Genomic DNA, 16,357 nt, shown 5'->3' on the forward strand with positions numbered 1-16,357 from the left:
GCTACTCGGAGGTGGCGACGGCCAGGGCGCCGCAGCCGATCACCAGGACGAGCACTGTCACCAGGACGATGCTCAGGATGGCGCCCGGGCGTTGGATCAGCGGTTTGCCGGGATCCAGGGGCGCCGGCAGCGATGCCGCGACGCCCGGCGTGGGCTGCGGCGGGGCGAGACGCAGGATGCGACGCAACCGGAGGCGGTCGATGCCGAGGAAGATCGGAATGCCGATGATGCCGACGCCCCACCACGCCGCGAGCATGGTCTTGTTCGCGTGGTGGCGGTACACCGAGAGGCCGCAGTTGCGGCACATCCAGCCGCGTTGTGCGGAGACGACGTACAGGATCACGATGCTGGTCATCGACTGGAAGGACACGTGGGCGGCGGGATGGCTGCCGCAGAACTGGCACTCCCCGTCGGCGGGCGGGCGGAGGGCCGGGGGCGGTACGGCCCCGGGCGTGGGCATCGTCGACATCGTGGGCTCCGAGGGGCGACGGGTCAGTTGGCCGGTGCGGGGTAGCGGTCTCCGCCGTACTGGCGCAGGGCCGCCTCGACCTGGTCGCGCGACTGCTTGGTGCTCTTCAGGTCGGCGACGTGGTAGCCCCGCAGGCCGGTCAGCTCGACGTCGGGCGGCAGCTCCCGCTCGGTCTGGTCGGCGACCCAGACGGTCAGGATGCTCGGCTTCTCCAGCTTGCCGGCGTTGGGCTTCTTCTCGACCGCGACCCGGCTCACGTCCGACCAGGCGAAGTCCACGGTCGCCTCGCCCCTGGTCCAGCTGATGCCCCGCTCGCCAATGCGGACAGCGAACGCCTGGCGGCTCTCCCGCACCGCGCCCAGGCCGGCGATCAGGGCGAGCAGCGCCATCACGTAGCCGACCCAGTTGCCGAAGGTGAACTCCCGGCCCATCGCCGACAGGATCTCCGGCGAGAACGCCAGGACCACCGCCAGCACGAGCAGTGCCGGCCCCTTGGCGTAAGGCTTCCAGTTGCGTTCGAGCTCCATGGCGTACGTTCCTCCCCGTGCCTCCCCGAGCGGAAGGACGGAAGGATGCTAGCCAGCTTTCCTCGTTGACGTGATCAAGATTTGGTAGCGCGCAGGTGAAGGAGTTCGCCGATCCACCGCGCGGCCTCCCGCTGGGCGTCGAGCAGGTGCTGACGGGCTTCCGCCACCTCCCGGTCGGCGTCCGCGTCGAGGTGGTCGCCCAGGATCGCCGTCCACCGTCGGCTCAGCTCCTCGGCGTACGTCGCCCTGCGCAACTGCTCGTCGAACTGGTACTCCAGTTTCACCATCCGGTCGACGTGCGGCCGGAGCGCCGGCATGATCCGTTCGTCGAGCCGGACGGCGGCGTCGGGTCGGCAGGTGATGAGGACGTCGCCGCGCTGGTAGCGCCACTCCGGCTCGTCGGCGAGCGCCCGCTGCAACGCCACCTCCAGATCACCTGCCCGATGCGGCGGTAGGTCCCGGGCGGCGTCGGCGGCGAGCCGGGTCAGCCGTTGGATCGCGTTCGGCTCGAAGTACTGCACGTACCAGCTCAACACCTCGGCGCGCAGACTCGCGGGCGACGACCAGGCGAAGGTGGCGCGGACGTAGAACGCGTACACGTACCCGCGGGCGGGGACCGCGATCAGCCGTGGCGCGTCGCGCTGTTCGATGAGCGGCCCCGGTGGGGACGGGCCGGCCCCGGCCCCGACGGGCGCCTCGTCCTGGAGCGCGGCCACCAGCCGGTCCCACGTCCGTGCCCACCACCGCCAACCCCGGACACTCACGTCCCGGGCGATGGTCAGCCCACGGACGCCCCGCCGACGCCACAGATCCGCGGGCCTCGGCCTCTCCCCGGGAGCGTCCGTCATGGCACCCCTTCACGGTCACCGATCCGCATGTCACGCTAACAACCGATGACCGATATGCCCGTAGCCGCGCCGATGGCCCCAGGTCGGGCCGGCGTCGGGAAACTCGCGATGCGCCCGCTCGTGGAGGGGCCGATCGCCCGGGGTTCACCGAGCATTGTGGAGCAGTTGGGGTGGTGTGGGCTGTCGCCGAACCCCGGCAACGGCGAGACTGGCTCTGACCCGCCAACGACGCGGATCGATGGATCGGATGGTCTGGAGGCAGCCTGTGTTCACCCTCGTGTCCCCGCTGGCCACGCTCGGCGCGATCCGCCGGCGTACCACCACCCTCGCCCTGCTCCTCACCATGGTCGCCACCGCGTTGGTCGGCCCGTCCGTGGTGACCCCTCGCCTGACCGACTCCGCGTCGGCTGCGGTCTATGGCTCCTGCACCGTCAGCCGGTGCGCGGATGCGCGTTCCGCCCGCTCCGGTTGGTCCGCCAAGGGCTTCCCGACCAGCCGCGGCTGGTACTCCTGGAGCGGCGGGCTGTCCAACTTCGCCGGCGGCCGGTTCTACAACTACGAGGGTCAACTGCCCACCAACGCCACCTACTACGAGTACGACGTGTATCCGCGTACCCAGGGCGCCGCCCGCGACGCGTACCGGATCGTGGTGAATCGCAGCACCGGTGTCACCTGGTTCTCGCCCAACCACTACACCGACTTCTACCGGCTCTGACCGATCCGGGCCGGCCGGCCGCGGTCGGCCGGCCCGCGTCGTCGCCCCGGTCGGATGTCGCCCGGTCCGATGCCGTCCGGTCCGATCAGGAGGCACATGATGGCCGATGAGAAGGCGGGTCGGACACCCGACTGGCTGAACGTCCGCCGCGACGACACCCACGACGTGTCCGACGCGGTGGTGCTGGTCGGAGCCGCGACCCGAACCAGGGGCGAGCTGTTCGCCGCGCTCGCCAGCGCGCTGGCCCTGCCGACGTACCTGGGCGACACCTGGGACGCCCTCTCCGACGTCCTCGCCGACCGGCTCGACGCCGGTCCGCTCACACTGCTGATCACCGACGCGGGCCAGTTGCTCGCCGACGAGCCGAGCGATCAGTACGCCCTCCTGCTCGCGGTGCTCGACGACCTCGCCACCAGCGCCCCGCACCCGCTGCGCGTCACCCTCGACTGAAACCGACTCTGAGGTATACCGCTCTGCGGAGTGGCATGCCTCGGCCCCGCGCCGCGCGCCAAAGGCAGCCAGCTCGCGCCGAGGGCGGCCGTCTGAGGGCAGCCGGTTGAGGGCCGGGCCCGGCCGGGGACGGCTGATCGCTGTGTCGGTGCTCAGTTCCCGACAGTCCGGGTCGCCTCCGGGCGCGGTGACGGTGGTGGTGACGCTCGGGTGACGGCCCCTTCGCGATCCTCGTGCCGAGCCGGGCGGCGTGCCCCGGCGGAGGCAGCGGGGAGGCCGGTGCGGTGGACTTCGTCGATCAGGTGCTGGTGCGGTTGGCCGATCCGGGCACCCGCGCCGCCGTCTTCGACGACGCGTCACTGGCCCACCTGGTCGAGGCCGCGTACGACACCGAGGCGATGCCTGTCGCGCCTCCGTACGCGGCGGTCTTCGACGAGCTGACCCTCGGCTTCGCCGCCGCCCCCGCGACGCTGGCCGAGGGGGAGTGGCTGGGCTCCGGCGGCACCACCCGTACCGAGCTGCGGATCCGGCTGCACGGCCTCGGCGGGTCGGCGCTGCGGATCGACGCGCTGTGGCGGGGCAGTCTGGTGGTGCGGACGAGCCTCGCGCGGGACCGGGTCGAGGACCTCGACGTGGCGGTGCCCGCCTTCGACGTCGACCCGCAGATCATCGCCGACCTCGGCGCGCTGCCGACCGACCCGGCGCTGCTGGAGACCGAGCGTCGTACCCGACTGGTGGCCCGGCTGCGGGCGGGCCTGCACCAGCCGGCCGCGTTCACCGACGCGCACCTGGACCGGCTGCTCGCCGGCGTGGGCGCCGCGAATGCCGGTGATCTGGTGGCGCGGATGCGCGGGCAGGCCGCCGGGGCCACCGTGAAGCTGCGCTACGCGGACCCGCCGGCCGCGCCGCCCACGCCGCGTCCACTGCCGTTCGCCGCGGCCGTGCTGATCCGTGACAGGGGTTTCTCCCTCGCCGACCTGCTCGTCGAGACGCGGCTGGTCCGGGCCCGCGCCGAGGAGTTGGGGCTGGAGACGCCCGCGCCCGACGACGTCCGGCGGCGGCACCCGGTGGTAGCCGTCTGGGTGGTCCCCATCGAGACGTTCGACGACGACGGCTGGCCCGGCGGGGACGCCGGCACCGACGTGCAGAGGCGGGCCGCCCGGTTCGCCCGCGCCGGCCAGTGGCTCGCCCGCAGCGGCATCGGACTGGCCGCCCTGACGACCTGAGACTCCCGGCCGCTGGCAGCACCAGCGGCAGGCAGCCGCACAACTACCGCAGCAGCAACTTCGTCCGGGAGGACCCGTGGCACCGACAGCAGCATTCCCGTTCATCGAGGTCCGGATCGTGCCGCCACCGGCGCCGCTGGCCCAGCGCTCGCCGGGCGTCATCGCCGTGGTGGGAAAGGCGCCCTCCACCGCCGACGGTGGCTCCGCGCCGGCGAACACGCCGGTGCGGATCGAGACCCTCGACGACGCGGTCACCAACTTCGCCCGCCGGCAGGCCGGCAACGTGGTCCGCAACGCCCTCTACAACTCCCTGGAACTGGCGTTCCTGCAGGACCCGCGCCCCGCGAAGGTGTACGGGGTCAAGGTGGCCGGCGACGACTACGCCGCCGCGCTGAGCGGTCTGGAGGCCGCCGACGACGTGACAATGGTGTCGCTGGCCAACGAGTCGAGCGTCGGCAACCCGGCCGGAGCGGGGGCGCCCACCGGGTTGCAGGCGCTCAAGGCGCACGTGGAGACGATGTCGGCAGCCGGCCAACGACGGATCGGCTTCGCCATGGTCAACCCGGCCACCGACAAGGGCCCTACCTACGTCGCCGACGTCACCACCACGGCGAACCCGCTCAAGAGCAGCACCAGCCGGATGGTGATGATCGCCGCCCGAGGCGCCGACGGTGACGCCGCCACCGCCGCGATGGCCGCCGTGGCCGGACTGCCGGTGCACCACAGCATCGTGCTGAAGAAGATCCGCGGGGTGGCCGTCCCGGTGGCCAAGCAGTACAGCCCGGCCGAGATCAAGGGCCTCTCCGAGGCCAACCTCACCCCGATCATCGACCCGACGCTGATCACCGGCGAGAGCCTGCACTTCGCCGACGGACGGCTGTTCACCTCCGACGCGAGCCTGCTGCACGTCGACCTGGTCCGCACCCTCGACCAGATCGAGTTCATGCTCCGCGCCGGCCTGATCGGCCTGGTCGGTGACGCCCGCATCACCAAGCCGGGCATGACCCTGCTCAAGACCCAGGTGGACGGCATCCTCGGCCCGCTCAAGCGGCAGGCCGTGATCGACGACTACCGCGTCGAGATCCCGGTGCTCGACATCCTCACCATCCCCGAGGTGGCCCGTACCGCCACCGACACCTCGATCGTCACCGCCGCCCGGGCCGACCGCACTGTTGACCTGGTCGTCACCGTCACGTACGGCCCGGCCGTGAGCCGCCTGCTGGTCACGCTCGTGGCCAAGTTCTGACCCGGAGGAACCAGACCATGGAGTGGAAGACCCGCCTCGCGGTGCAGTACACCAAGGGCACCGAGACGGTGTTGATCAGCCCGATCGACTCGTTCAGCCCGTCCTTCTCGCTCAACGTCGAGGCGCTGCACTCGTGCGAGGTGACCCACCTGGGCGCCATCCACGCGCCGGTGTCGATGAACTTCACGATGACGGTCAAGGCGATCGGGGACGTCGCCGGCCGGCTCACCAAGCTGGCCCTGGACGGCGAACTGTTCGACATCGCGCTGCTGGAGCACACCGGCGACGACTGGTCGTTCTCGTCCTTCGTCTTGCGGGACTGCCTGATCACCAGCGCCACACCGACCACCGCCACCATCTCCGGCGCCCCGGCGGCGACCTTCAGCGGCTTCAGCCTGGCCGCCTCGGTCGACCCGAAGACCGGCGACCCGTCCGTCCTGCCGTAACCGCGCGACGATCAACCGGAGGTAGCAGATGGCGACCGGAGCTGGCCGCGCCGCCCGGGTCACCCGTACCGGGCTGGCCCTGGTGCACGCGGGTGAGCTGGTGCTGCCGGCAGCCGGCAGCGAGGCGCAGGCCGAGCAGGTGGCCGAGGATGATCGCGCGGTCATCGCGTACCACTTCCCGGTGGAGATCGAGGTGGTCGCGGCCGGCGGCGCCCTCGACGCCGACGCGCTCGCCGACCTCGCGCTGGCCCGCCTCGCCGAGCACCTGGACGGGCGGGTCTGACGGTGGCGATCTCGGTGCACGTGCCGGTGCGGATCCGGCTGGACGCCCGGTCGGTGACCGAGCGGCCGGCGGCCGTGACCGACGCCCTCGCCGTGGCCCTGGCCCGCGCCCTGGAACGCTCCCGGCAGGAGGTGGTCGCGCCACGCGGCGGCTATCTGGAGGTACGCGCCGCGGCGCCGGACTTCCGCTGGACCGGCGCCGCCGCCGAGCGGGTGTCCTTGGACGACCGGCGGGCCTTCGAGGCCCGGCTGCGCCGGCGCATCGACGAGGTGATCGGCGCGGCGCGGCTGGACCCGGGGCTGCCGACCGGGGTGGTCGCGCCGCTGAGCCGACCGGCGACCGAGGTGTTCGACGCGTCTCGGATGCGGCACCTGCTGGCCGTCTACCGGGTGCCGTCCTACGACGACGGTGGTGACGCGGCCGAGGTGCCTGTGGACGGCGACGAGCCGCCCGGGGCCACCTACCAGTGGCTGCTGCGCCCGGCCACCTACCTGGCGGGCCACTTCGCCGAGCTGGCCCGCGAGGCGGTACGCCAGCACGGTGGGCTGCCGTCGGGCACCCCGCAGGGTGTGATCGCCCGCGTCGTCGGCTCGGACGGGCGACAGGTCTGGGCGATCATGGTTACCACGACCCCGCTGTCGGTCCTCACGTTCGAGCGGTTCGGTGAGACGGTGTTCCGGGCGACGCCGCAGCCGCACTTCGAGGTGGAGGAGCGGGTGCCCAGCCCGCAGCCCGGTACGGTGCAGCGGCGGCCGGTAGCCGACCGGAACGCCCTGGTCGCCATGGTGGACGAGGAGCTGAGCGCCGACATCCGGCAGCGGCTGCGGACCGCGTCGCCGCGCGGCGAGACCACAAGCGTGGACGAGTACCAGGCGCAGATCGAGCGGGCCGTCGACGCGGAGGTGACCCGGCGGGTCGACGCGATCCTCGCCTCGGTGGGCGGGGCGACGCCTACCTGCCTGGTGGTGGTCAGCATCGGCGGGGTGTCCCTGCTGCTGGTCGGCACCGAGGAGACCGACGCCACGATGCACTGGACCGGCACGGCCAACCTGCTGCCGATCACCGTGGAGCAGCACCCGGCCGCCCCGCCGGACCCGAACGCCCCACCCGGCGGCGGCACGGGCACCGGCACCGGTGCGGGCACCGGCACGGGCGTCGGGACGGGCACGGGCACCGGGTCCGGCAGCGGGCCGGGCGGCACCGGCGGCACCGGCGGCAGCGGCACGGGCAACGGCGGCAACGGCACGGGCTCCAGCCCCGGTGGCGGCACCGGTGACGGCGGCGGCGGCCGGCGGGGCGGGTTCGTCTTCGACCCGAGCAGCCCGAGCGCGCCGGCCGGCGCCGAGGGCAGCCGGTTCCCCGTCGTCGGAGCGGGGCACTCGGCGATGCCCGCCTGCGCGTCGTTCAACGGCGAACCGGAGCTGGCCGCGCTCGGTGCGGACGGCGACGAGCTGCGCCGGCTGATGGACGACATCGCGTTCCGGTTGCAGATGGGTGAGCCGTGCCGCTACCCGGCGAACTTCTGCCTCCAGGCCGCGGCCGTGCTGCGCGGCCGAGCGGCGGCGATCAGCCTGCTGGTCGGCGCGGCCGAGCGCGAGGCGTTCACCCGGCCCGTACCCCAGGGCACCGGAGGGCTGGGCCCGCTGGACTTCCGGCCGGTCGCCTCGCCCGCCGTGCAGTTCCTGCGCCACCTGGCCGGCGTCGTGCCCCGCCTGGACCACCTCGCTCAGCTCGTCATGCGCCGCTACAGCCAGCCCGAGCACTTCGCCCGCGTCCAGGGTGGCTGGATCGACTCGTCGGCCTCCTGGAACCTGCACTTCGTCCAGGCGTTCAGCCCGGCCGTCAAGGCCGCGGTCGGGCAACTGTTCGTCGTCGGCAGCCAGGCCATGCTCGTGCAACTGCTGCTCAGCTCGCGTACCGGCATCGACGCGCGGATCGCCCGCTTCGACCAGTACGCGCCGATCTTCGAGCGGTTGATCGTCTCCCAGCTCACCGACTACGCCGAGTTGCAGGGGCTGCGCGAGCGGCTGCGCCGGCACGAGGCGGCACGGTGGACGGCCGCGCACACCGACGCCGGCGGTGGCGTTCTCGCCACGGTGAGCGTGGCCAACCCGTCCACCGCCTGGTACGGGGCGGCCCGCGCCATCTCCAGCGCGTTCCTCGCCGCCGAGGCCGCCCTGACCAGTCCCGGCGCGGCCGGCGAGATCGTCGAACGCGACGGCGTGACGCGGATCCGCGACTCCCACGCGGTGCTGTGGACCCTCGCCGAGATCGAGCAGGCGCTTGTCATCCAGCGCGGCGAGGCCGAGGGAATCGACCCACTGGTCAAGCAGATCACCGACGTGCCCGACGTGCTGGCCCGCTTCGCCGGTGACCGGTCGGCGATCCGCGGCGAGCTGTGGCGGGTGTTGCAGGACATGCGGCGCAACAACACCGAGATGCTGGGCCGCGCCCGCACCGACGCGCGGTTCGCCTTCCGGTCCAGCCGGATCAGCGAGCACATCCCGTCGGCGACCATTCCCGGTGGACGCTTTGCGTTGCAGGGCGTCCACCTGGTCACCCACCAGCAGCTCGGCGAGTTCTTCGGCGGCAACCTCTACTACGCCACGGGCGTCGACGAGCTGTTCGGCACCGAGCTGGGCCGGGAGGCGCTGAGCGCGTTCGCCATCATGGTCGGGATCATCGCGCTGTCGCTGCTCTGCCCGCCGCTGGGCTTCGTGGTCGGGGTGGCCGTCGCCGCCGTCGACGTGGCGCACGCCCACCAGCGTGAGCGCCTCTACTCCTCCATGCTCGACCCGGAGCTGGTGCTCACCCGCACCGAGGTCGAGGTCGAGCTGTTCGCCGCGTACCTCGGTCTGGCCCTGTCGCTGATCCCGGAGGCCGGCACCATCGGCGGCGCGGCCGTGCGCGGCGGCCGGGTCGCCCTGCGCTTCGGCGTCCGCGCGGGGCTGCGCACCGCCCGGGGGTACGTGGTACGCCGGGTCACCCGGCAGATCGTCGAGGCCGCCTCCCGGGACCTGCTCCAGGGGTTCCTGACCGAGATCCTGCTCAACGAGGTGCTGGAACGGGTGGTGCAGAAGCTGATGGAGCCCGTGTTGGCCTACGTGGAGCGGGAGGCGATGCTCAGCGGCGCGGTCGGCGGCCCCGAGGGCGCCCGCTTCATCCTCATGGTGCTCGCCTCGCCGCACGCCGCCGCGTCCGGCCCGCGCGTGCCGGAGGTGCGGCAGTGACCGGGCCCCGCCGGTTCCGCGCCGGCCGGTTCCTCGACGCCGCCGCCGTGCACGCCGCCGCCGACGCGAACCCCCGGCTGCGCCAGTTTCTGCGGACGGTGGCCGCGCACAGCGAGGCCGGCGAGGTGCGCTCCCGCAGGCTGCTGGAACACCTCATCCGCCGCGTCGTCGACGATGTCGGCGACCTGCACCTGGGCAACGCGCTCAACCGGCTGGAACGCATCGCCGTGCTCCGGGAGCGGATCGCCGGCATCCTCGACCACGTGCTGGAGGGCAGCGCCCTGCCCGAGGGCGTGCGGGTGGAGACGCTGGGAGAGTCCTTCGAGCAACTCCGCACCGAGATGCGTGAGCTGAGCCGCCCTCGCGACGGGATCGTCGGAGACGCGCCGCTGCGACTGGCCGAGGACGCGGGCGCGTACGCCAATTCGCTGCTGCGCGAGTTCGAGGCCGGTGGTGGAGCGTCGGGGCTGCACTCGGAGCCGGCCGCCGCGGTCAGCGACGCGTTCCGGGCCATGCCGGCGAACCGGAAGGCCGCGCTGCGCCGTGCCGCAGAGCTGGAACCGACCGCGCTGTGGCGGGCGGTGACCGCCGAGACCGAGAGCGGCAAGCGGGCAGCCGTCGCCGACCTGGAGACCCGCCTCGGTGGCCGGCTCACCCCCGGCGAGCTGAGCCGGCTGCGTACCGCCGTCGAGGACCTTGGCCGTGCCCGCTCCCGCGGCCTGCAGATGACCGGGGCCCGCCTCACCGAGGCCCTTGCCCGCATCGCCGACCCGGACCTGCGGGCGCTGGTGGCCGGCGGCGACGTCTGGCTCACCCAGCAGCTCGCCGTACACAACCCGGAGGCCCTGGCCACCCTGTGGCGGCGCTTCCGCGACCGGGGTGGCCGCGCCGACGACGGCCCCGGCTTCCGCGCCTACCTGCGCCACGACATGGTCACCTACGGCCGGGGCGTGCTCGGCGAGTACAGCGCCGCGTTCTCGCTGAGCAGCATCGAGCTGTTCCTCAAGGGACCGGACGCCAACGTGAAGGTCGCCGGCACCGACCTCGTCGGCATCGGCCACGACGGCTGGGTGTGGCTGCTCGACGACAAGTCGCACCGCGCGACGAGCGTCAGCGGGGTCAGCTCGCTCACCGAGAACCTGGTCACCAACCTGCGCCGCGACGCCGCCGACTTCCGCGACGCCATCGCCCGGCTGCAACGCGACGACCCCGGCTTCACCCCCGACCCGCGGATCCTCGACGCCATCTCCCGGATGGAGGACGCCGCCGCCGAGATCGACCGGATCAACCGGCGCGGCTCCGCGTCCACCCGGCCCGCGCGGATCAGCCGAGCGCTCGAAGAGCGGCGACTGCGACTGCGGGTCACCAGCGCCGCCGGCGAGGTCCGCGAGATCACCCAGGCGCTGCGCGACCTGGGCCTGGCCGTCGAACCCACCGGCACGCCGGTGCCGCTGCCACCCACCGGAGGGCGCTGAGCATGGCCATCACCAGCAGCTTCATGCGGTACGGCACCGTGCCGTCGGCGATCATCAGCGACGGTGTGCTGCCCATCCCACTCTGGGCCGTCACCGCCATCTCCCTGGCCCAGACCTACCACCTGCCGCCGATCGGCTCCACCGCGCACAAGGCCATCGTGGCCACCCACGACGACACCATCACGCTGACCGGCGTGCTCGTCGGCGCGGAACGCTACGCCTGGAAGTTCGCCCTGGAGACGATGGCCGAGGCGAGCAAACGCGGCACCGCCCTCGCCGCGTACTCCGGCGGCAGGTTCGGCGGGCTGATCCTCGTCACGTCGATGACCATCCGCACCGACATGCAGGTGCAGTCGCTGACCTTCAGCGCCTCGGCCGCCCGCCGCGACGTCCTGGACACCACCATCACCCTCGTCCACGTGCCCCGTCCCAGCCTGCTCGGCAAGCTGCTCGACGTGGCCAGCATCGGAGTCGGCGCGCTCGCCGACGGGTTGGGCAACTGATGCCACCGTTCCCGATCGACCGCTACCTGCTGCCGGAGACCCCCATCGAGGTGCCCGCCGGTTTCACCGAGGTGCGGCAGAGCCTCACCGCCGGCCTGCCGCACCGCGTCGAGCTGGGCGCCGGCGTACATGCCGTGCTGATCCTGCCCACCGGGCTGGCCCGGCAGTGGCTCGCCACCGACCCCCTGGCGGTGGTCAGCAGCTCCGCCGACGACCTGGCGCCCCGACCCGCGCCACCGGCCACACCCCGGGCCCCGGCGCTTGTCGGCCGCGTGCCGCTGCGCCTGGTCGTCCGCCAGGGCACCCGGATCCTCGGCTCGGTGCCGCTCGCCGCCGGCCTGCGCCGGGTCTGCCCCGACGCCGGCCCGACCACCACCGCGGGCCCGGCCCCGGTCGCCGTGGAGCTGGTGGTGCTCACCTGGCTGCTGCACGCCGGGACGGTACGCGGCTCCGGCGACTACGGCTCGTCGCTGACCCTGGCCTGGCGACCCGCCGACCGCGCGGTCGACCAGTTCGGGCCGCCGCCGATCAACGAGTTCGTCTGGCGTCGACGCCCGCCCGCGCAGCGCGTCGAATCCGAGCTGGGCCCCGGCAAGCTGCGCTACCGCTACCTGCTCGACAAGAAGCTGCGGAGGGTGCTCCGATGACGCTCACGCCATTCCAGACCGGCCAGGTACGCCAGGGCGCGGTCGGCAACGACGCCGGATGGACGCTGACCTTCCACCGGGAGACGCCGACCGGGCTCAGCCCCGACGCGGCGCTCACCCTGTCCAGCGCCGACTACTACGCGGCCATCGACGCGGCGCTGCCCGACGGGCTGGGCCCCGGCGCGTACACGATCACGGTGCAGGGGCTCGTCGACGAGCACTTCGCCGCGCTGCGCACTGCCGAGGGGCAACCGCCGCTGGTGGCGAAGCTGCACCTGTACTGGCGCGACGCCAACACCTCGGTCGGCGCGTTCTTCACCAACCTCGTCGGCGTCAACGCCGGCCCGTCTCCGGCCGAGCTGACCCAGGCGCTGGTCGCCGTGCTGCGGGTGACTAAGGTTCGCCGGCTGACCGGCGAGCGGACGTACGACACCGAGCTGACCCTCGTCGAGCAGGCGTACGCGCGGCTCGGGCAGCGGGTCGCCGAGCGGTTCGAGGCGGCGAACTTCACCGCGGCGATCCGGGCCGTCGCCGAGCGGACCCGGGTCGACGTGACCGGATGGGGCGCCAACCCGGACGGCACGATGACCCGGGGCGCCAGCGAGGCGGCCGGCGACGAGCGGGTCGCCTTCGGTGCCGGGCTGCTCTACCGCGCCGCGCTGGAGCGGATCGGTGGCGCGCTGCAGCAGTCGCTCAACGCGTACGGGCGGGGGATGCTGCTGATCCGCGACGGCACCGTGCACGTGGGCAAGCGGCCGATCCCGTACCCGGAGGGGGAGCCGAAGCCCCTCACCCTCGCCACCGGCCTGCTGGAGTGCACCGAGAACGGCAGCCAGGACACCGACCCGTACGCGGCCACCGAGGCCGGCGGCACCGCGCCGCCGCGCCGTCGGGCGTGGACGTTGACCCTGAAGGGCCGCCCCGACCTGAAGCCCGGCGACCTGGTGCGCTTCGACCCACCGGCGACCGACGAGGCCACCACGCTGGGCAGCGTCGGCGCGGCGCTGCTCGGCTCGTTCGCCGCGCCGTTCGCCCCGTCGACCGGGGAGCTGGGCGCCGGGGCGAAGCTGCTCTACCTCAGCGCCGCCCGGCACACGCTGTCGCGTACCGCCGGGTTCGTCACGGTGGTGCAGGGCGTGGAGATCGCCGCGCCCGCGCAGGCCTGGGACAGCTGGAGCGACGCGTCCGGCGTGGGCCCCGCCGAGCCGGCCGGCCCGGCGTCGTCGCCCGGCGTGGCCGCCGCCGAGGCGGTGCGCCGCGCGGCCCGCGCGGCCCGGGGCGAGACGCGCGGCCTGGAGATCGGCGAGGTCCGCGCGGCGGCCACCAACGCCAGCGGCGCGGTCGAGCCGCCGGCACAGACCGAGACGGTGTGGGAGGGCCTGGTCCGCCCGGACGGTCGCCCCAACGCCGCCCGCCGCCTGCCGGTACGCCGCGACCAGCCCGCGCCGCTGCCCGGAGTGACCTACCTGACCCCGTTCGCGTGGGGTGGTTGCGGGCTCATCCTGCCCCGCTACCCGGGCACCCGGGTGGCCCTTGCCTATCGCAACGGCGCCCCGGACGACCCGGTCGACGTGGGCGCGCTCTGGCCCACCGGGCACGCCCCGGTGTCCCAGCCGGGGGACTGGTGGCTGTCGCTGCCGGTCGGCGTGGCCACCGACCGCCGCTCGTCGGTCGCGGACGCGGTGGTGCCCGCCGACCACACCGGCACGGTGGTGCACGACCTCACCGACGGCGACGGCAACCGGGTCATCGAGCTGGGTGAGCTGACCGTGCGGGTGGGCCGGGCCCAGTTGCAGGGACGCGGTCAGCGCCCGGCCCGCACCAAGGAGGTCGGCAGCATCACCATCGAGCACGCCGCCGGCGGGTCGTCGATCGTCATGAAGCAGGACGGCTCGATCACCATCACCGCCACCCAGATCGACCTGGACGCGGGCGACGGCGCGGTGAACATCAGCGGCGGCACCGTGAACATCGCCGCCGCCGACGTCGACGTCCAGGTCGACAACGCGATGAACGTCCACTGAGGAGAGCGAGATGGCATTCGTGCTCACCACGTCGAGCGACGTGCACTGCCCCAACTCGGGGAAGGTCACCCCGGCCGGGCAGGGCAAGCTGACCGTCGGCCACGCGCCGGTGGTCCGCCTCGACGGCATCAGCGGCAGGTCGGTGGCCGGGTGCACCATCACCACCAGCAACTCCACCAAGCAGTGCAGCACGGTGACCTCGGCGACCGGCGCCGCCGGCAAGCTCACCGTCGGCAACGTCGCGGTGGCCCTGGGCTCGCTCAGCGGCGCCACGGACGGCTCCAGCCCCGGGCTGGCCGCCAGCGCCGGGCAGAGCAAGCTGAAGGCGGTCTGAGGTGGACCGAACCGAGCGGGAACGGCAGGCCGCCCAGCGCCGCTACCTCGGCTGGGGTCTCGCCTTCGAACCCACCATGCCGGGGGTGGACCTGGCCCGCGACATCGTCTTCGACGACGGCCCGAACGGCCGCGTGCTGGCCCTCGTCGAAGGCACCGGCAACGTGGCGCAGAGCCTCGCGGTGGCGCTTACCACGCTGCGCGGCTCGAACGTCTTCGACGCCACCTTCGGTTTCGACGGCCTCAACGCCCTGGCCGAGCAGATCGAGCCCAACCTCGTCCGCGAGCAGGTCCGCATCGGCATCATCACGCTGCTCGACCGCGACCCCCGCGTCCGCAAGATCGTCGACGTGAACCTCGACGACGGCCGGCTCGGCGCGGGCCGTGCCGACGACGCGGCGGCGGCCGCGCTGCGGTCCTCTCGCACCCTGCAGGTGCAGGTCCAGTTCGAAACCATCACCGACGACCGGCTCTCGGTGCATCTCGGGGAGCTGCCCAGTGTCTGATCCGACCCTCCCGGCCGAGCTGGCCGACGTCCTCGCCGTCGACGCGGCCGCGCTGCGGGCCACCGGCTCGACAGGTTTCGGCATCGTCGAGACCGGCTTCGTGCCGAAGTCCTTCGCCCGGCTGCTCGCCGAGAAGCTGGCCACCGCCCGGCTGCTCTTCGGCGAGGACATCGACCTGACCAGCGGCGCGGTCCTGCGCAAGACACTGGAGTTGGCCTCGCTGGAGGACGCCCGACTGTGGGCGATGTGCGGCTCGTTCTACGACAACACGTACGTGGTGTCGGCCACCGCCGAGGCGCTGACCCGCCTCGGCGAGGAGCTCGGCACCCCCCGGCCGCACCTGCAGGCGCGGGGCACGCTGAAACTGAAGCTGAAGGCCGCCCTGCCGGCCGGCCGGACCCAGCTCACCCTGCCCCGCGGCGCGCGGCTGTCCACCCCCGGTGGGCACCACGTCGCCCTGGACGAGACGGTGGTGCTCTCCGCCGCCGTCGGCGAGCGCGAGCCGGCCGTCGCCGCCTTCTACCCCGGCCCGACGCACAACCTCGACCCCACCCAGGCCAGCCAGAAGATCGACCGCTGGAACCGGGCCGACACCCTGCTCGCCGACCTGAACGCCGCCGAAATGGCCGCCGGCGAGGAGCTCGTGGAGATCACCCACACCGTCGCGCTGACCGGGGGTGAGCAGCAGGTCTCCGACGCCCGCTACCGGCAGCTCCTGCTGGCCGCGCCCCGCTCGATCTGGACGGCCGAGGCGATAGGCCTGGCCGTGGCCACCGTGCCCGGCGTACGGCAGGTGCAGGTCTTCGACGGTCGGGGCGGGCTGGACCTCAACCAGTCCATCTTCGGAAACTTCAACTTCATCGAGCGGGTCTTCAGCACCGAACGCGACCTGGGCAACCCGTACTACGTCACGGTGCTCGTCGCGCCGACCGCCGCCGCCATCTGGGACGGCCCGGACGGGCTGCACGCCGCTGTCGAGTCGGTCATCGAGGACCTGCGTCCGGTGGGCATCTTCGCCTCGGTGGACCGGGCCGACGAGGTGGGCATCGGCGTCGAGGCCGACCTGGTGATCCGCGGCCTGCCGCTGCCCACCGGCTCCAAGGAGACGGTGAACGCGTCCACCGCCGCCACCGAGCTGCGCGCCCGGCTGCACGCCCGACTGCGCCGCTACGTCGACGAGCTGCCCTTCGGTGAGCCGGTCCGCGCCGCCGAGGTGATCTGGACCCTGATGAACGAGCCGGGCGTCGCCGACGTACGCGGGCTGCGGCTGGTCCGCTTCCCGGCCGACTCGGCGGTGGTGGTGACCGGCAGCGCGCCCACCGGCGACGGGGTGCAGCGACTGCCGGTCGGTGACAACGCCGTGCTCGCGGCCAACCAGGTGCCCGTCTACGTCGACCGGGACGACCCCCGGCCGTTCCGGATCGTCTGA

General features: G+C 73.3%; 17 protein-coding genes. 14 read left to right on the forward strand and 3 right to left on the reverse strand.

Annotation, left to right across the window (positions count from 1 at the left end; translation table 11 throughout):
* Nucleotide 1: 1 nt before the first annotated feature.
* The 3 genes from ACGFIE_RS06975 to ACGFIE_RS06985 form a co-directional block, all read right to left on the reverse strand.
* Nucleotides 2-460 carry a hypothetical protein gene (locus ACGFIE_RS06975; protein WP_393291900.1) on the reverse strand — a complete coding sequence of 153 codons (459 nt, stop codon included), beginning with the start codon at nt 458-460 and terminating at the stop codon, nt 2-4.
* 32 nt (nt 461-492) lie between these two features.
* Nucleotides 493-996, reverse strand: a complete 504-nt coding sequence (locus ACGFIE_RS06980; protein ID WP_393291901.1) for a hypothetical protein — start codon at nt 994-996, stop codon at nt 493-495.
* 74 nt (nt 997-1,070) lie between these two features.
* Nucleotides 1,071-1,844, reverse strand: a complete 774-nt coding sequence (locus ACGFIE_RS06985) for a hypothetical protein (protein ID WP_393291903.1) — start codon at nt 1,842-1,844, stop codon at nt 1,071-1,073.
* A gap of 265 nt (nt 1,845-2,109) precedes the next feature.
* Between ACGFIE_RS06985 and ACGFIE_RS06990 the strand changes: the two genes are divergently transcribed.
* From ACGFIE_RS06990 to ACGFIE_RS07055, 14 genes are all read left to right on the forward strand, one after another.
* Nucleotides 2,110-2,559: a ribonuclease domain-containing protein gene (locus tag ACGFIE_RS06990; RefSeq protein ID WP_393291905.1), complete on the forward strand. Its 450-nt coding sequence runs from the start codon at nt 2,110-2,112 to the stop codon at nt 2,557-2,559.
* A 99-nt stretch (nt 2,560-2,658) separates the two neighbouring features.
* Nucleotides 2,659-3,009, forward strand: coding sequence for a barstar family protein (locus tag ACGFIE_RS06995; protein WP_393291907.1), 351 nt, complete (start codon nt 2,659-2,661; stop codon nt 3,007-3,009).
* Between the two features lie 284 nt (nt 3,010-3,293).
* Nucleotides 3,294-4,235 (forward strand): hypothetical protein, encoded by a 942-nt coding sequence (locus ACGFIE_RS07000; protein WP_393291910.1) that lies wholly within the window; start codon nt 3,294-3,296, stop codon nt 4,233-4,235.
* Between the two features lie 76 nt (nt 4,236-4,311).
* A complete protein-coding gene (locus ACGFIE_RS07005) occupies nt 4,312-5,481 on the forward strand; it encodes a hypothetical protein (protein ID WP_393291912.1) in 1,170 nt (389 codons plus the stop codon).
* Between the two features lie 17 nt (nt 5,482-5,498).
* Nucleotides 5,499-5,927, forward strand: coding sequence for a hypothetical protein (locus tag ACGFIE_RS07010; protein WP_007460824.1), 429 nt, complete (start codon nt 5,499-5,501; stop codon nt 5,925-5,927).
* A gap of 28 nt (nt 5,928-5,955) precedes the next feature.
* On the forward strand, nt 5,956-6,210 hold the full coding sequence (locus ACGFIE_RS07015; RefSeq protein WP_393291913.1) for a hypothetical protein: 255 nt from the start codon (nt 5,956-5,958) through the stop codon (nt 6,208-6,210).
* Between the two features lie 2 nt (nt 6,211-6,212).
* Nucleotides 6,213-9,440, forward strand: a complete 3,228-nt coding sequence (locus ACGFIE_RS07020; RefSeq protein ID WP_393291915.1) for a hypothetical protein — start codon at nt 6,213-6,215, stop codon at nt 9,438-9,440.
* Nucleotides 9,437-10,915 (forward strand): hypothetical protein, encoded by a 1,479-nt coding sequence (locus ACGFIE_RS07025; protein ID WP_393291917.1) that lies wholly within the window; start codon nt 9,437-9,439, stop codon nt 10,913-10,915. The genes ACGFIE_RS07020 and ACGFIE_RS07025 overlap by 4 nt, the downstream gene beginning before the upstream one ends.
* 2 nt (nt 10,916-10,917) lie before the next feature.
* Complete coding sequence (locus tag ACGFIE_RS07030) at nt 10,918-11,418, forward strand: hypothetical protein (RefSeq protein ID WP_151489582.1); 501 nt, start codon at nt 10,918-10,920, stop codon at nt 11,416-11,418.
* Nucleotides 11,418-12,065 (forward strand): hypothetical protein, encoded by a 648-nt coding sequence (locus ACGFIE_RS07035; RefSeq protein ID WP_393291919.1) that lies wholly within the window; start codon nt 11,418-11,420, stop codon nt 12,063-12,065. Before ACGFIE_RS07030 ends, ACGFIE_RS07035 begins: the two co-directional genes overlap by 1 nt.
* Entirely contained in the window at nt 12,062-14,089 is a 2,028-nt protein-coding gene (locus tag ACGFIE_RS07040) for a hypothetical protein (RefSeq protein ID WP_393291921.1), read from the forward strand. Before ACGFIE_RS07035 ends, ACGFIE_RS07040 begins: the two co-directional genes overlap by 4 nt.
* Before the next feature lie 10 nt (nt 14,090-14,099).
* Nucleotides 14,100-14,423, forward strand: a complete 324-nt coding sequence (locus ACGFIE_RS07045; RefSeq protein WP_393291923.1) for a hypothetical protein — start codon at nt 14,100-14,102, stop codon at nt 14,421-14,423.
* A 1-nt stretch (nt 14,424) separates the two neighbouring features.
* Nucleotides 14,425-14,928 (forward strand): hypothetical protein, encoded by a 504-nt coding sequence (locus ACGFIE_RS07050; RefSeq protein WP_363681583.1) that lies wholly within the window; start codon nt 14,425-14,427, stop codon nt 14,926-14,928.
* Entirely contained in the window at nt 14,921-16,357 is a 1,437-nt protein-coding gene (locus tag ACGFIE_RS07055) for a baseplate J/gp47 family protein (protein ID WP_393291925.1), read from the forward strand. Before ACGFIE_RS07050 ends, ACGFIE_RS07055 begins: the two co-directional genes overlap by 8 nt.

This window comes from Micromonospora sp. NPDC049275 (genome assembly GCF_043197115.1).
GTDB lineage: Bacteria > Actinomycetota > Actinomycetes > Mycobacteriales > Micromonosporaceae > Micromonospora.

Excerpts from the sequence above, each read along its gene's own strand:
- ACGFIE_RS07030 (WP_151489582.1), top strand. The coding sequence starts at position 10,918 with ATGGCCATCACCAGCAGCTTCATGCGGTACGGCACCGTGCCGTCGGCG.
- ACGFIE_RS07045 (WP_393291923.1), top strand. The coding sequence starts at position 14,100 with ATGGCATTCGTGCTCACCACGTCGAGCGACGTGCACTGCCCCAACTCG.
- ACGFIE_RS07010 (WP_007460824.1), top strand. The coding sequence starts at position 5,499 with ATGGAGTGGAAGACCCGCCTCGCGGTGCAGTACACCAAGGGCACCGAG.
- ACGFIE_RS07015 (WP_393291913.1), top strand. The coding sequence starts at position 5,956 with ATGGCGACCGGAGCTGGCCGCGCCGCCCGGGTCACCCGTACCGGGCTG.
- ACGFIE_RS06995 (WP_393291907.1), top strand. The coding sequence starts at position 2,659 with ATGGCCGATGAGAAGGCGGGTCGGACACCCGACTGGCTGAACGTCCGC.
- ACGFIE_RS06985 (WP_393291903.1), bottom strand. The coding sequence starts at position 1,844 with ATGACGGACGCTCCCGGGGAGAGGCCGAGGCCCGCGGATCTGTGGCGT.
- ACGFIE_RS06975 (WP_393291900.1), bottom strand. The coding sequence starts at position 460 with ATGCCCACGCCCGGGGCCGTACCGCCCCCGGCCCTCCGCCCGCCCGCC.
- ACGFIE_RS06980 (WP_393291901.1), bottom strand. The coding sequence starts at position 996 with ATGGAGCTCGAACGCAACTGGAAGCCTTACGCCAAGGGGCCGGCACTG.
- ACGFIE_RS07040 (WP_393291921.1), top strand. The coding sequence starts at position 12,062 with ATGACGCTCACGCCATTCCAGACCGGCCAGGTACGCCAGGGCGCGGTC.
- ACGFIE_RS07035 (WP_393291919.1), top strand. The coding sequence starts at position 11,418 with ATGCCACCGTTCCCGATCGACCGCTACCTGCTGCCGGAGACCCCCATC.